Origin of the sequence: Flavobacterium sp. (assembly GCF_023151265.1) — a bacterium.
Classification (GTDB): Bacteria; Bacteroidota; Bacteroidia; order Flavobacteriales; family Flavobacteriaceae; genus Flavobacterium.
The window spans coordinates 1-15174 of the sequence record NZ_JAKLJH010000089.1; the positions used below are offsets into that span (position 1 = coordinate 1).

Consider the following 15174-nt stretch of genomic DNA (forward strand, 5'->3'; position numbering starts at 1 on the left):
AATTTTGACGTTAATTACAAAACCAATATCACTGATGAAGTTTCGTTTAGCATCAATCAATTATTCTTTTATACCTACATCAATAATCCGCTAATATTAACACCACTACCAAACAATACATTTCAGTTCGTCAATATTGACGGGTATATTGATACCAAAGGAACAGAAACTAATATTAAGTTGGGATACGAGGATTTTAAATTATTCATAGGCTATACTTTTACGGATGCAATGGTTAATGATAATGGCATTAAATCACAAAATCCGCTTACGTCAAAACACCGTCTTAATAATGTTCTGATGTATGAAATTGAGGAAAAATGGAAAATTGGTTTGGAAGCTTACTATTATAGTCCACAAAAGCTAAATGATGGTTCAACAGGTAAGAATTATTGGGTTTTCGGGGCAATGATTGAAAAATTGTGGGAACATTTTTCCATATATGCTAACTTTGAAAATTTCACAGATACAAGACAAACAAAATTTGGAAGCATCTACACAGGGTCTATTTCCAATCCAACATTCAAGGATATTTACGCTCCATTAGATGGCTTTGTTATTAATGCTGGAGTAAAAATAAAATTATAGCTTATGAAAAAGAGCATTTATAAAATAGTCAAAATGGATTGTCCAAGTGAGGAACAATTGATACGGATGACTTTGAATGATATTAAGCAAATTCAACATCTTAATTTTGATATTCCAAACAGGAAATTGGAGGTTTTTCATTTGAGTGATGTAGAACCTATAACGGAAAAAATCAATAGCTTAAACTTTGATAGTTCATTATTGGAAACAAAAACAACTTCTGAACATATAAGCCAATCAGATGATTCAGAACAAAGGAAACTTCTTTGGCAAGTACTAACAATCAATGCTTTTTTCTTCGTATTAGAAATGATTACTGGCTTTGTTTCCAACTCGATGGGATTAGTTGCTGATAGTTTAGACATGTTGGCGGATAGTGTTGTTTATTCGCTTGCTTTATTTGCTGTTGGTGGTGCAGTTGCCCGCAAAAATGGTATTGCAAAAATGAGTGGGTATTTTCAATTGACACTTGCTGTTTTAGGTTTTGTGGAAGTAATACGAAGATTTTTAGGGTTTACCGAAGTGCCAGCATTCCAAACCATGATACTAATTTCTTTGCTTGCGCTTATTGGTAATGCTATAAGTTTGTATTTGTTGCAAAAATCTAAAAGTAAAGAAGCTCACATGCAAGCTAGTATGATTTTTACTTCAAATGATGTGATTGTAAACATTGGAGTTATCGTAGCGGGGATTTTGGTATATTTCACCAATTCAAAAATACCTGATTTGGTTATTGGAGTTTTTGTATTTGCAATAGTTGGAAAAGGAGCATTTAGAATTTTAAAATTATCTCGATAAACAAAACAAAAAATCCTAACTTTTAACGGTTAGGATTTTTTATTATTTGAAAAGTTTTTGTTTTCCAAAAACCCCATCGATACAAGTCTCAACAAAACAATTATTTTTATGCTCTTCGGGAATTTCATCGATATAAGTGTAGAATTCGGATAACACGCTTTTATGCAAATCTAAACTGGATTCCGTTATGTAGCTACCGAATTTAATTTCAAATCGTTTGAAATATTCTTTAATTGTCATTCGTTTGGTATCGTTGTCATCGGCAATCGTTTCCACACCATTATCGTGATTTTCAATAGCGCATTCAACTTCAAATTCTGCGCTCGTTTCCATTTTTACATTTGTTTTAACACCATGCTCCAAAATAATTCGGTTCATGGTTTCAATTACCAAAGTTTTGTCTTTTTCCTCGCATAATAACGCATCATAAACATACAGAACATAAACCCCAACCGAGTTGAGATATTTTATTACCTCTGTCATTATTTCTACTTCGAGCTTAAACATTTTCTTTGAAGTGATTTTGTAACCATGCTCCTTTTTATCGTTGTAAATCTGCTGAAGCATGTCGGGTTCGTGTTTGGAATAGTAACCGAAAAGTGGGGATTCCATCATGCTATACCAATTTTTATTAAAGAAACTCAAATGCTCGATTTTAACCTCTTTTAGGTCAATACCAGTTGTTTTCGCAATTTTTTCATGCGTTAAAAATTCGTGTTTGCCATTATACAAGTGCATTGCTATATTTGGGTGTAAAGCCCTAAAATCACATTCTACGAGCTTTTGTAAAGCTATCAACCACACGACCACCGCTTCTTTCGTCACCAGCACTTGGAATCATAAAACCTCGGTTAGTTAAATATTCAAATATTTCAATGTTATTTTCAACAAAACTTCTATTGTCTGCGTCTTTCCAGTAGCTATCAATATGTTTGTTTCGCATTGTTAGAATTTTACCTTTTTTAGTGGTATAGTTTTCTTTTACCAATTTTTTTCCAATAGCTAATAATTCTTTAGATGTTGGTAATTCAATTCTCTGGTATATCTTCAACAGGTTATTACAAATTAGGTTCTCATTAGCTTCATTTATTAGCCTGTAATAGATTCTGTTTCTTGTTTGAATAATACCGCTGTTTTTGATGAAATACTCGTTTAAACCTGGCTTAAAATAGCTGTCAGGTAACTTGTATTTTCTGGAATCTCTACCTTTTGCATAATGCTCGTCAACTTCAAGCATCGTCCCAGTTGAAGTGCCTTCTTTCAACACTTCAATAATTTTTGAATAAATGAACGTATTGTCTTTGTTTTTGGTTTGTTCGTGCAATATTTTAGAGTTCAATCGCTTCCAGCGGTCGTCAGTATAGTATGTGCTAGCTAGGTTAGAAACCAAGACAAGACATTTTTCAACCGCTACATTTATATCGGGGTCGATTGCTTTTAAAAGTTCTTTTGAAACGTATTTTTTTAGGTTGGTTTCCAATTTCTTTGGAATCAGTATCGAATTAACATTTGGGAAGATTAGGGCTAATTCGGCAAATTTTTCATCATGGTGCAGGATTTGCAAATCCTCTGTATCGCCTGTAAGCGATAGGTACTCTTTTTTAAGATTCATTTGATATTCTCTTATTCTCTTCACCCAACTTGTGGATGATTATTTTTTTTGGCTCCTACACTCGGTAAGAGAAGCTGACAGAAGCTATCTGTCAGCAACCAAGGATTTTAATGAGTTTTCTCTCATATTATCCAATATACTATTAATGCCTTAAATAGTCAAGTACTTTGGAGTACTATTTTTTGAAAATTTTAAAAAATGTAGATTTTAGAATAGCGCAATTAGTGCATACACTTAATAACACAATACTTCTGTATTACCTTATTTTATTAGTATTACACAAGATTATTGTATGTTATTATTAAGTAACATATATGAGTAGAAAGATTGAAATTATAAGAAGAATTAATAATATTTAGATATTAATACAATAATTAACTCTAATATTATTTGAAGTTATTAATCGGCAACCAAGTTGATTTTATACCCCATCAAATAGCGCAGAAATTTCAACATTTAACGCTTTCGCTATACGGATGCATTTATCAATTCCCATTATTTGTTTTCCTAACATGTAACGTCTAAGGGCTTCAATATCCAAATCTGCGTCATGTGCAACGTGCCTTACTTTCAGGTTTTTATCCTCAATAATTTTTTTTATGTTGCTCCCGACATGTTTAACCGATTCAGGTATTTCCGTTTTTCTCATCTTAGTAATTTAAGATTTGAAAAATATAATTAACTGGTTAAAAAAATAGGAACGTATATTTCCAGTCATATTCAACCGATTTTATATATTTGTGAAAATTAATAAAACTTTGATACATGGACAAACAACAGCCAACCCCGAAAACATTTAACTTTAAAACTGGTGTTACAATTGAAACAACCAAAGACAAAGTGACAGCAACCGACCCGAACTACAACAGCTCAATTCAAATCGCTGATTTAGGTAATTTATCCTATGTGGAACACACAGAACAACGCATGTCATTCGTGGGTGTATTGTCTCGTATGTTCGTTATTGGCTTACTATTGCTAATTTTCAGCAAAATGATTTTCAGCAAGATTAATTTGGAAAGTCAAGCCACTTATTTTGGAATAATTTTGATGGGACTTGCGTTTGTATTTTTCTTAATTACGGTGATTGATTCATTTTTAGAGTTAGGCATCACAAACAATATAATTAACAACTTTTTTTCTAACAAAGGCTATCATGTGACCATCGGGAGCAAAAGCGGAAATAATATTGAAATAATCGCTCTGATAGAAGATTTGGAACTAATTAAAGAATTGGAAACGAATATCTACGAGCTAAAAAAGTCTGTAGTTAAAAATGATGCTCCAATAATGCAAAGTAGTAATTTAGATGAATTGAAAAAATTATCTGAACTTCTAAACTCTGGAATTATTACTCAAACCGAGTTTGAACAAAAGAAAAAGCAGTTGTTAGAATTGAACTAATAGGTACTAAGTAATAATAAAAGTAAACTTTTAATGTTCCTATAGCGCACCGCATTAGCACGCCTGCGCTAAAGGTACAAAAAACCATTATTCGCCCCCTGTGGGTAAAACACCCCTTCCCCCCTTGTATGTGGTGTCAAAAACTAGGAAATTGTATTTTTCAGTTATCCGCCTCATATTGGAAAAATCGACTTAAACATTAATAGGCGAATAAATTGCTTCAAAAATTCTGAGTTAAAATTTTCAAAATCAAAATTGAAGATATTTATATGTAAACGAAAAATGAAAACAAAAATCAAAATTACGCTCGAACAATTAAAAATGGTGTTTCAAAGAGAAGCACCTAAACCAGTTGTTTTCAAAGTTGGTAATTTCAACGATAAAGAAATGTTGGAATTATCAAAAATGTTTCAAAAAAAAGAACGAAGTTAACGCTTCGTTTTTTTATGCCTAAAAATTACCCGAAATACATGCTAAAATATTGAAATCCAGGATTCCTGGGATTTTTCTTTTTTAATTCAAAAAATACCTGGAATATTGTGGTGTAATAATTCATGAACGGTCATCTAAGATTTATTACACCTAAAATTTAAGCTATGAAAAAGTATATTGCATATTACAGAGTTAGTAGAAAAGAACAAGGTATTTCGGGTTTAGGATTATCAGCTCAAAGAAGCTCCGTTCAAAAATATGTATCTGGTCAAGAAGGAATCATTTTGAATGAATATACCGAAATTGAAACTGGAACAAGCAAACGTCAACGTGTGGAAATCCATAAAGCTATTCAACAAGCAAAAAATGAAAATGCAGTTTTAATTATAGCCAAATTAGATAGATTAGCAAGAAATGTGAATTTTGTAAGTTCATTAATGGATGCTGGGATTGAATTTTTAGCAGTGGACATGCCGTCAGCCAATAATTTCACCATACATATCTTTTCGGCACTTGCGGAGCAAGAGGCAATGCTTATAAGCTCTAGGACGAAGTTGGCTTTAGGCGAACTTCGCAAAAAAGGGGTGGTTCTCGGGAATCCGAAAAATCTGACTGATGATGCACGTAATAAAGGTGTACAGACCATCAAAGAAAATGCCATCAACAATGACAGGAACCGACAAGCTCAATCCGTTATAACCAGTTGCAAAGAAAAAGGAATGAGTTACAGACAAATAGCTGAATACTTAAATGAATTAAATTTTAAAACACGCTATGGCAACCAATTTATGGCACCAACAGTTCATCAACTTTACAGGCGAACACTTTTAAAATCAGCATAATATAAAAAAAAATCGAAAAAATAAGTTGCAGCCAATCCAAATTAGTAGTAAGATTGTAAATAGTTAGATAAAAAGGCAAAAACTGATTGATTAGTCAGCTCTTTTTTCTGATTTACTTAAAACTCGATAAGGATAGCTAAGCTGTTTAAACGTATAACATTTCCACTTTGTTCTTAAAAAGTGGGTTCAGCATAAACTCATAAAGAACCCTCACGGTTCAAAAAATTTAAAAACTAATTATAATTGATTTTATAGTTGGTGTGGGGACGCTTTGCGTCAAAAAAATAATCTCCCGCTAAAAAACATGAGATATGGCGACTGAGTAAAACAATGTTATCAGATAATGAAAAGATAAAAATAACAATTAAAGAATTGCGAAAATTTAATGGATTTGAAAATATTTCAGATTCAGAATGTGAAGAAATAATTGACAGCTTATTAAAGCTTGCAGTAATAGTGTATAATTTAAAATAAAAAAAATGAGTTTAGATAAATTTAAAAAATTTCAAAAAGAAAAAGAAGATGTAGTTGTAACCGTTAAAAGAATTTGGGGCTACACAAGGGTAAGTAGTAAAGAGCAATACAATAATTATAGCTTAAATGAACAAGAACAGGATTTAAAACTATTTGCAAAAAAAAATAATTATGAACTTGAGCAAATTGTAGGTGGTACTTATGAAAGTGCCAGTGGTGATTTTTCAAGAAAAGAGTTTAAGCGATTGATTGATGAAGTCAGAAAATCAAAACGAAGACCTTTTGCAATAGCAATTAAGTTTATAAGTCGATTTTCACGGACTGGAGATAATGCTATTGGGATTGTACAGGAACTTGTCGACAAAATGGGTGTTCATATTGTAGAAACCTCAACTGGTTTAACCACAGAAAACGAATTTGACAGGTTAGAAGTTTATAGAAAGTTATTAGAGGCTAAAAAAGAAAATCTTGATAGGTTAGAAAAAACTTTACCTGGTATGAAATTATTATTAGAATCGGGCAATTGGTTAGGTAAAGCTCCTAGGGGTTATACCTTAAGAGGTAAGAAAGTGAATGATTATTCTAAGATGCAAGAATATCAAGAAATAACGATAAATAAGGAAGGTGAGCTATTAAAACAAGCATGGCAATGGAAATTAATGGGCGAAAGAGATGGAAAATTTGGGTTTAAAAATACCTAAACAATCAATAAGTAGTATTTGGAGAAATCCTTTTTATTGTGGTGTAATCGTAAATGCTCTATTAGATGAGCCAAAAAAAGGAAATTGGAAACCAATTGTAAGTGAATCAGATTTTTGGAAGATTCAAGAATCGTTTGAGAAAAATAAAACAAATTCAAAAAAAGAGTTTATCAAATCGAAGGTACATGAGAAAAGACCTTTGACAGGGTTTTTAAGATGTGAATGCGGAGATTTGTTGACTTCTTATGAGGTGATTAAAAAGAAATTGCATTATTATAAATGTCAAAAATGTAAAGATGCAAGCTTTAATGCTATAACAACTATTAAATCCAAATCTAAAGGATTGAATGATTTATTTGAGGGTTTACTGAGTAATTACACACTGAACCATCAATTTATCGAACCATTCAAATTGCAACTAAAAAAGCTGTTTGACACCATGAATGCTGAAGGAATCCAAGAGATGAGGTCTTTGGAATTAAAAAAAGTTGAGGTTGAAAAAAATTTAGAAAATTTAGAAATGAGAAATATTCAAGATTTAGATTTTTCACCTGAGACTTACAGAACTTTCAAAACCAAATTTAAGAATGATTTGGAGTTGATTGATGAACAAATGAGAGATTGCTCTCAGAAAGTATCTAACCACAAAATGTTCATTGATAAATCAATTGAGATTCTTCAAAACACTAGTAAAATATGGCGAGATGGCGATATTGAAAGTAAAATCAGGATTCAAAATTTAGTTTTTCCTGAAGGGGTGTCCATTAGGCTAAAAAACAGGGAATATCTAACCAAAAAAGTGAATCAAGTATTTACGTTAACCTCAACAATAACAATGGATTCAGAAGGTGTCGAAAACGAAAAAACCCATCAAAATTCTGATGGGTCTTTCTTAGTAGCGGGAACAGGACTCGAACCTGTGACCTTCGGGTTATGAGCCCGACGAGCTGCCTACTGCTCTATCCCGCGATGTACGGTTGTAATTCAATAAATTTAGTAGCGGGAACAGGACTCGAACCTGTGACCTTCGGGTTATGAGCCCGACGAGCTGCCTACTGCTCTATCCCGCGATTTGTGAGTGCAAAGGTACACTCTTTATTTAAAATTACAAGACTTTTTTAAAAATAATGTTTTCTTTCTACTATTTCAGGCGTTATCACTACCTTTGTACCCATAAATTTATTGAAATGGAGCACAGAGCAGGTTATGTAAATATCATTGGAAATCCGAATGTAGGGAAATCAACTCTTATGAATGCGTTTGTAGGGGAACGTCTTTCTATTATCACATCGAAAGCGCAAACTACGAGACACCGCATTTTAGGAATTGTAAATGGAGATGATTTTCAAGTTTTATTTTCAGATACGCCTGGAATTATAAAACCAGCGTATGAATTGCAAAATTCGATGATGGATTTTGTAAAATCGGCTTTTGAAGATGCTGACATTTTGGTTTACATGGTAGAGATTGGTGAAAAAGAATTAAAAGACGAAGCATTTTTTAATAAAATCATCCATTCTAAGATTCCAGTTTTACTGTTGTTGAATAAAATTGACAAATCAAACCAAGAGCAATTAGAAGAGCAAATGCAATTGTGGAAAGACAAAGTACCAAATGCCGAAATCTACCCAATTTCTGCTTTAGAAAACTTTAATGTGCAAACGGTTTTTGATAGAATTATCGAATTACTTCCTGTTTCACCAGCGTTTTATCCAAAAGATGCTTTGACTGACAAACCTGAACGTTTCTTTGTCAACGAAACCATTCGTGAAAAAATCTTATTGAATTACGACAAAGAAATTCCATATGCAGTAGAAATTGAAACAGAAGAATTTATTGAAGATGATAACATCATTAGAATTCGTGCCGTAATTATGGTAGAACGCGATACACAAAAAGGAATCATCATCGGACACAAAGGTGCTGCTTTGAAGAAAGTTGGTATTCAAGCAAGAGAAGATTTAGAAAAATTCTTTGGCAAACAAATTCACTTAGCTACTTACGTTAAAGTAAATAAAGATTGGAGAAGCAACGAGCGTCAGTTGAGACGTTTTGGGTATAACCAAAAGTAAGAAGTAAGAACAAAGAATAAAGATAAAAGATACCTGATGAACACTCATCAGGTTTTTTTATTCCAAAACCTTATACATTAAATCTTCTAATTCATGCATTTGTGGAACGCCGCGTTCTCGGTTTAATCGTGCCATAAAATAGAGCGAAAACCAAAAAACTATCATAATTCCCATAATACAGAAATCTAAAACTACAGATTGTTTTAGCGACCAATGCGTGTAAGCCATCATAGCAAAGACTAAAAATAAACCTGCAATGATAAAATGGAGAAACATAAAAAGTGTCCAAAGCAATTGCTCGGGACCAAACAAGCCTTTTACGGTGGTTTTACCTTCGTTTGCTTCTAATTCTAAATGCAAAAAAGGCGAATAATATTTTCGTTTTTCTTTACTGAAATAAAAATACAGATGTTCGTCAATAATTTTGATTTGGTAATCTGACTTTAATTCCGATTTTAATGTTTTGGCTCTTTCTAAGATTTGAGCAACACTATTTTTTGATTCGACTTCAAATTTAGGACGAAGTGCAATACTTTTTTCAGGCTCCATTTCTTCTGATTTTAAAGCTAATATATACAATTTTAACAAATGTTGAACAAATTTCACACCCTAGCCCAGATAAAAACGAAAACCCCGCAATTTTTTGACCTATTTTTTCTTTTTATTTGGACAGCGACCTTAGAAGCTGACCGAATAAATTTAGAAAAAAAGAGCTAAAATTGTGGAGTTGTAGTGGATAGCTGGAAAAAGCTCCAAAAAAAATCGTACTTTTGCCGATTCAAAATAAGATTATGAATAATATTGTTGCCATTGTAGGAAGACCAAATGTTGGAAAATCCACATTTTTTAACCGTTTAATTCAGCGAAGAGAAGCTATTGTTGACTCGGTAAGCGGTGTTACGCGTGATAGAAATTATGGAAAAAGTGAGTGGAACGGAAAGGAATTTTCGGTAATTGATACGGGAGGTTATATCAAAGGTTCGGATGATATTTTTGAAGGAGAAATTCGTCGTCAAGTAGAATTGGCAATTGACGAGGCAGATGCTATTGTTTTTGTGGTTGATGTTGAGGAAGGCATAACTCCAATGGATGAGGAAGTAGCGAAATTACTTCGTAAAGTTAAAAAACCTATACTTTTAGTTGTAAATAAAGTAGACAACGCTATGCGTGAAAAAGACGCAGTTGAGTTTTATAATTTAGGATTAGGAGAATATTATTCGATTTCGGGAATGAGCGGTAGTGGAACAGGTGAGCTTTTAGACAAATTAGTCGAAGTGTTACCTGAAATGCCAGAAGTTACCGAAGAAGCAGAACCTTTACCAAGATTTTGTGTAGTAGGAAGACCAAATGCAGGAAAATCATCTTTCATTAACGCTTTAATTGGCGAAGATAGATTTGTAGTAACGGATATCGCAGGAACTACCCGTGATGCGATTGACACAAAATACAACCGTTTTGGATTTGAATTCAACTTGGTAGATACAGCCGGAATTAGACGTAAAGCGAAAGTAAAAGAAGATTTAGAATTTTATTCGGTAATGCGTTCGGTAAGAGCTATTGAACATAGTGATGTGTGTTTATTGGTTATCGATGCTACTCGTGGATTTGAAGGACAAGATCAAAGTATTTTTTGGTTGGCTGAGAAAAACCGTAAAGGAATTGTAATCTTAGTTAATAAATGGGATTTAGTTGAAAAAGATACCATGAGTACACGTGATTACGAGAGAAAAATTAGAGAAGAAATTGCTCCTTTTACTGATGTGCCAATTTTATTTATTTCAGCTTTAACGAAACAACGTTTACTGAAAGCATTAGAAACAGCGGTTGAAGTTTTTGAAAATAGAAAACAACGTATTTCGACTTCGAAATTCAATGAGTTGATGTTGCCTATTATTGAAGCGACGCCTCCACCAGCATTGAAAGGTAAATACATCAAGATTAAATATTGTATGCAGTTGCCAACACCAACACCTCAGTTTGTGTTTTTTGCGAACTTACCGCAATATGTAAAAGATCCATACAAACGTTTTATTGAAAATAAACTAAGAGAACAATACAACTTTAGTGGCGTTCCAATTGATATTTATTTTAGACAGAAATAATTGAAAAAACCGAAGTTAATGCTTCGGTTTTTTTTGTGGTTTTTGTTAAATTATTCGTAAGAAAATTTTTAATTACACAATAAATATTTTATTTCGCTGTTAATTACAACTTAAACTAATTAACACCTTTCATGTTTCAGAAAATCGCCTGTTTTGCTTTATTTTTATTCTCAATCTTGAGTTTTAGCCAAAGTACTATTTCTTTAAAAGGAAAAATTATTGACAAAAGTACTTCCGTTCCTTTAGAATCTGCTACAATTTATTTAAAATCTGTTAAAGACTCTACTTTGATAGATTATACGATTTCGGATAAAAACGGAAATTTTGCTTTTAAAACAAAAAAAATAGAAAATGCCATCTATTTTAAAATTTCATACATTGGTTATAATGATTTCACAGAAAAAATTGAAAATTTAAAAGCAGACAAGGATTTTGGCTCAATAAAACTAGATGAAAATGTAAGTTCTTTAAAAGAAGTAGTCATTCAATCTGAAGCGCCACCAGTTACAATTAAAAATGACACATTAGAATTTAATGCTTCGTCGTTTAAAGTTCGCCCAGATGCCAATGTGGAAGCGCTTTTAAAACAATTACCAGGCGTTGAAATAGATGAAGAAGGTAAAATTACGGAAAACCTTTCTTTGGAAAAGATGGAAAAATTGCTACTCAAAATTTACCTGCCGAAATAATTAGCAAAGTACAAGTCACCGATACCAAAACTAAAGAAGAAGAATTATCCGGTCAAGATGCCACTTCTGATGAAAAAACGATTAATTTAACCATTCAGGAAGATAAAAATAAAGGTGTTTTTGGAAAAGCAAATGTGGGTTATGGAACTGATGAACGATACGAATCAAGTTTGTTATTCAACTATTTTAAAGACACGCAAAAGGTAAGTGTTTTAGGTTCTGCTAACAACATCAACTCTGTCGGATTTTCAATGGATGAGATTTTTGATAATATGGGTGGTGGAAGAAATAGCTCAATCTGGGTTAACGATAATGGTAGTTTTGGAATTAACGGAATGCAGTTTGGTGGGAACAATGGTATAACTACATCAAACATGATTGGTGTCAATTTTGCTGATGAATGGGCGAAAAAGAAAATCAATCCAAATGGAAGTTACTACTATTCGAATACTGAAACGAACAATAATAACAGAACTAACAGAATTAACTTACTTCCTACAGGAAATACCAATACTTTAGCAGAGTCAAAAACTAAGTCTATTTCTGACGGACATAGCATTGCAATGGATTTTGAAATAAAAATTGATTCAACAACAACTTTATATTGGAGTCCAAGTTTTACAAAAAGTGAAATAAAAAATAAGAATTCGGGTTTTGATGCAACATTTGATGAATCTGGAACTGCTTTAAACGAAAACACGAACAATAACAATTGGTCAAGCAATAAAAACACCTTTAAAAATAGTCTTTATTTTTATAAGCAGTTAAAGAAAAAAGGAAGAGGAATTAGTTTTTCAATGAGCAACGAAAACAGCAAAAATGATTCTGATTTATTTACAAAAACAACTACTACTTTTTTTCAGTCAGGAAGTTCAAATGACGAAAGAGACCAATTTAGAGTTGACGCTTCAAAAGACGATAGCTTTAGATTTGAAATGGGCTACAACGAACCTTTAAAAGATTCATTAGTCTTAAATTTTAAAACTGTCTATAACTATAAAAAATCTAATGATGTTAGAGAAACTTATGATTATGACAGCGGATTAAATTCGTATTCAAACTTTAATGATTTACTCTCAAATGATATTATTTCTTCTACTTCATCCATAACTCCAATGGTTGGGATTAGTATTCGAAAGAAAAAAATACGAGGAAGTATTTCTATGGGAACAGAAATTATAAATTTCAATAATCAATCTAACTATTTATCCAACTCAACTACGGTAAACAAAAACTATATGTATCCAAAAATGAATGGGTATTTGAATATTACATTAGGAAAATCTAAATCGATTTATGGCTATTATTCATACGAAGTAAATTTACCAAGTGCTAATCAAATTTTACCGTTCGAAAACTTAGCAAATCCATTGAATACTATCATTGGAAATGCCGATTTAAAACCTAACGAGAATTACTCACTTTATACCAACTTTAATAATTATGATTATGCAACCCGAAGTGGTTTTTATGCCTATGCTGGAGGAGATTACAACGTAAATCAAATCGTAGCTTCAACTACTTATGATGCCGATTTTAAAGCAACTACAACTTATCAAAATGTAGACAGAGCTTATAATACTTATGTTGGTTTTAGTTTAAACAAATCATTAAAGAAAGAAAAAAGAACGTTTAAATATGGACTTGGATTGCAGTTTGATTACAATTATGATCAAGGATTAACCAATGCCGCATTATTTGAATCTAAAGGTTTGACACTAAGTCCAAGAGCCAATATCACTTGGTCTATTGACGAAATGATTACGATTAACCCATCGTATAGATACACTTATATTACAAATGATTTCACAAATTATGTTATTGATAACACGAAAAACTTTAAGCATAGTGCTAAGTTAGAAATCACAAGTTACTGGCCTAAAAAAGTAGTTTTAGGAAGTGATTTTGGTTATAACTACAACTCTAATATTGCTGATGGTTTTCAAAAAGATTTCTACTTATGGAACTTGAGTTTGGGATACAATTTCTTTCAAGATAAACTATTAGCCAAAGTAAAAGTGTACGATGTTTTAAATCAAAATATCAGCGCAACCAGAACGATTACACCAACCGCCATTACCGATATGGAAAACACCGTTTTACAACAATACGCCATGTTTTCTTTAACCTATAAATTAGAAAAATTTGGTGGTAAGAAAAAAGAGGGTGGCATCATGTTTATGGATTAAAGAAAAAACTCGTTAGCAATACTAACGAGTTTTTTTTTATGATTACTTTGTAATTTAGTTTACCAACTTCCGCTAGCTCCTCCGCCACCAAAACTTCCTCCGCCACCAAATCCTCCAAATCCTCCTGATGAACCACCACCAAAACCGCCATTTCCAAATCCTCCTCCACGTCCCATTCTGCTTAAAATAATAATATCCATTAAATCTGGACCACCAAATCCTCCTGAATTCCCACTGTTGCTACCTTTATTTTTAGATACAATTATTAAAAAAACAATAACAAATATTATAATTAGTAATATTGGTAAAACACTAACTTCTTGGTTTGATTTATCATTTTTAAATTCACCCTTTAAAACTTTGAAAATTGCATTTGTCCCTTCGTCAATTCCTTGATAATATTTATCTTCTTTGAAGTTTGGTTTTATTACAGTTTCAATTATCCTTCTCGACAATGCATCAGTTAGTAAATGCTCAACACCATAACCATTTTGAATAGTCATTTTTCGGTCATCTTTAGCAACTAACAGGATAATCCCATTGTCTTTTCCTTTTTGACCAATTTGCCACTTATGACCTAAATCCGTAGCATATCTTGCAATGTCTTCGCCTTGAGTTGTTGAAACAATCATCACAAATATTTCTGTAGAAGTGCTATCAGAATAAATAACAAGTTTTTTATACAAACTCTCTTTTTCTTGACTTGATAAAGTATTTGTACTATCAATTACAGGAGGAATAAAAGATGGCTTTTGGGGAATTTTTAATTGAGCCTGAAGTGTAAAACTAAAAAGCAACGCAATGAATAGAACTAATTTTCTCATCTTAATTTCTAGATATTTCATTAGACAATTCATTAGTATCATCATTATGATTGTAAGGAAAATATTTCTTTAGTTGTTCTCCCGCTTCAATAATCCCACTGATTAATCCATTTTTATATTGACCCTCTTTGAACTTTTCAATCACCAAATCTTTGGTAGAATTCCAAAAATTAGGTTCCACTAAATCATTGATCCCTTTATCTCCAATAATTGCAAAACTTTTAGACTGCATACAAATATAGAAAAGCACACCGTTTTTTAATTCTGTTTCATCCATTTTAAGAAGGTGAAAAACCTCCTGTGCTCTTTCAACAGGAGGCTTAGTACTAGTTTCTTCAATATGTACACGAATCTCTCCCGAAGTATTTTTTTCGGCAATAACAATAGTATTTACAATTTCTTGTTCTTCCTCTTTGCTTAAAAATTCTTCAGTTTTAGACATTTTCA

Annotated in this window: 18 protein-coding genes and 2 tRNA genes; 12 read left to right on the forward strand and 8 right to left on the reverse strand. The window is 32.2% G+C overall.

Annotated features, from left to right (window positions below):
- Together L6Q46_RS09175 and L6Q46_RS09180 are read left to right on the forward strand one after the other, a co-directional pair.
- On the forward strand, positions 1-588 hold a 588-nt coding region (locus tag L6Q46_RS09175; RefSeq protein WP_291284050.1), incomplete at its 5' end, for a TonB-dependent receptor.
- A gap of 3 nt (positions 589-591) precedes the next feature.
- A complete protein-coding gene (locus L6Q46_RS09180) occupies positions 592-1386 on the forward strand; it encodes a cation diffusion facilitator family transporter (RefSeq protein WP_290822148.1) in 795 nt (264 codons plus the stop codon).
- A 42-nt stretch (positions 1387-1428) separates the two neighbouring features.
- Here the strand turns inward: L6Q46_RS09180 and L6Q46_RS09185 are convergent, their stop codons facing one another.
- The 3 genes from L6Q46_RS09185 to L6Q46_RS09195 form a co-directional block, all read right to left on the reverse strand.
- A complete protein-coding gene (locus L6Q46_RS09185; protein ID WP_291284051.1) occupies positions 1429-2190 on the reverse strand; it encodes a hypothetical protein in 762 nt (253 codons plus the stop codon).
- A complete protein-coding gene (locus tag L6Q46_RS09190) occupies positions 2153-3022 on the reverse strand; it encodes a hypothetical protein (RefSeq protein ID WP_291284052.1) in 870 nt (289 codons plus the stop codon). Before L6Q46_RS09190 ends, L6Q46_RS09185 begins: the two co-directional genes overlap by 38 nt.
- A 397-nt stretch (positions 3023-3419) precedes the next feature.
- Entirely contained in the window at positions 3420-3647 is a 228-nt protein-coding gene (locus tag L6Q46_RS09195; protein WP_291284053.1) for a helix-turn-helix transcriptional regulator, read from the reverse strand.
- 116 nt (positions 3648-3763) lie between these two features.
- Between L6Q46_RS09195 and L6Q46_RS09200 the strand changes: the two genes are divergently transcribed.
- From L6Q46_RS09200 to L6Q46_RS14015, 6 genes are all read left to right on the forward strand, one after another.
- A complete protein-coding gene (locus L6Q46_RS09200; RefSeq protein WP_291284054.1) occupies positions 3764-4402 on the forward strand; it encodes an SHOCT domain-containing protein in 639 nt (212 codons plus the stop codon).
- Positions 4403-4684: 282 nt separating this feature from the next.
- The gene (locus L6Q46_RS09205; protein WP_291284055.1) at positions 4685-4834 is read left to right on the forward strand and encodes a hypothetical protein; all 150 of its coding nucleotides are present in this window, start codon (positions 4685-4687) and stop codon (positions 4832-4834) included.
- A gap of 164 nt (positions 4835-4998) precedes the next feature.
- On the forward strand, positions 4999-5676 hold the full coding sequence (locus L6Q46_RS09210) for a recombinase family protein (RefSeq protein ID WP_291284056.1): 678 nt from the start codon (positions 4999-5001) through the stop codon (positions 5674-5676).
- A 330-nt stretch (positions 5677-6006) separates the two neighbouring features.
- Positions 6007-6150 (forward strand): hypothetical protein, encoded by a 144-nt coding sequence (locus L6Q46_RS09215; protein WP_291284057.1) that lies wholly within the window; start codon positions 6007-6009, stop codon positions 6148-6150.
- Positions 6151-6155: 5 nt separating this feature from the next.
- Positions 6156-6851 carry a recombinase family protein gene (locus tag L6Q46_RS09220; RefSeq protein ID WP_291284058.1) on the forward strand — a complete coding sequence of 232 codons (696 nt, stop codon included), beginning with the start codon at positions 6156-6158 and terminating at the stop codon, positions 6849-6851.
- The gene (locus L6Q46_RS14015) at positions 6823-7788 is read left to right on the forward strand and encodes a recombinase family protein (protein WP_363315873.1); all 966 of its coding nucleotides are present in this window, start codon (positions 6823-6825) and stop codon (positions 7786-7788) included. The genes L6Q46_RS09220 and L6Q46_RS14015 overlap by 29 nt, the downstream gene beginning before the upstream one ends.
- Here L6Q46_RS14015 and L6Q46_RS09225 read toward each other — a convergent pair.
- Together L6Q46_RS09225 and L6Q46_RS09230 are read right to left on the reverse strand one after the other, a co-directional pair.
- Positions 7748-7820: transfer RNA gene (locus L6Q46_RS09225), tRNA-Met, on the reverse strand. The genes L6Q46_RS14015 and L6Q46_RS09225 overlap by 41 nt on opposite strands.
- Positions 7821-7848: 28 nt before the next feature.
- Positions 7849-7921: transfer RNA gene (locus tag L6Q46_RS09230), tRNA-Met, on the reverse strand.
- A gap of 117 nt (positions 7922-8038) precedes the next feature.
- Here L6Q46_RS09230 and era point away from each other — a divergent pair.
- Positions 8039-8923, forward strand: coding sequence for a GTPase Era (gene era, locus L6Q46_RS09235; RefSeq protein WP_026724151.1), 885 nt, complete (start codon positions 8039-8041; stop codon positions 8921-8923).
- A gap of 57 nt (positions 8924-8980) precedes the next feature.
- On the opposite strand, the gene L6Q46_RS09240 is transcribed toward era, so the two are convergent.
- On the reverse strand, positions 8981-9502 hold the full coding sequence (locus L6Q46_RS09240; RefSeq protein ID WP_291284059.1) for a hypothetical protein: 522 nt from the start codon (positions 9500-9502) through the stop codon (positions 8981-8983).
- 212 nt (positions 9503-9714) lie between these two features.
- Between L6Q46_RS09240 and der the strand changes: the two genes are divergently transcribed.
- From der to L6Q46_RS09255, 3 genes are all read left to right on the forward strand, one after another.
- Positions 9715-11025 carry a ribosome biogenesis GTPase Der gene (gene der / locus L6Q46_RS09245; RefSeq protein ID WP_291284060.1) on the forward strand — a complete coding sequence of 437 codons (1311 nt, stop codon included), beginning with the start codon at positions 9715-9717 and terminating at the stop codon, positions 11023-11025.
- Between the two features lie 131 nt (positions 11026-11156).
- Complete coding sequence (locus tag L6Q46_RS09250) at positions 11157-11714, forward strand: carboxypeptidase-like regulatory domain-containing protein (RefSeq protein WP_291284061.1); 558 nt, start codon at positions 11157-11159, stop codon at positions 11712-11714.
- Between the two features lie 134 nt (positions 11715-11848).
- Positions 11849-13903 carry an outer membrane beta-barrel protein gene (locus L6Q46_RS09255; RefSeq protein ID WP_291284062.1) on the forward strand — a complete coding sequence of 685 codons (2055 nt, stop codon included), beginning with the start codon at positions 11849-11851 and terminating at the stop codon, positions 13901-13903.
- A 59-nt stretch (positions 13904-13962) separates the two neighbouring features.
- Here the strand turns inward: L6Q46_RS09255 and L6Q46_RS09260 are convergent, their stop codons facing one another.
- Both L6Q46_RS09260 and L6Q46_RS09265 read right to left on the reverse strand, forming a co-directional pair.
- The gene (locus L6Q46_RS09260) at positions 13963-14748 is read right to left on the reverse strand and encodes a TPM domain-containing protein (RefSeq protein ID WP_291284063.1); all 786 of its coding nucleotides are present in this window, start codon (positions 14746-14748) and stop codon (positions 13963-13965) included.
- The gene (locus L6Q46_RS09265; RefSeq protein ID WP_291284064.1) at positions 14729-15169 is read right to left on the reverse strand and encodes a TPM domain-containing protein; all 441 of its coding nucleotides are present in this window, start codon (positions 15167-15169) and stop codon (positions 14729-14731) included. The genes L6Q46_RS09260 and L6Q46_RS09265 overlap by 20 nt, the downstream gene beginning before the upstream one ends.
- Positions 15170-15174: the final 5 nt, after the last annotated feature.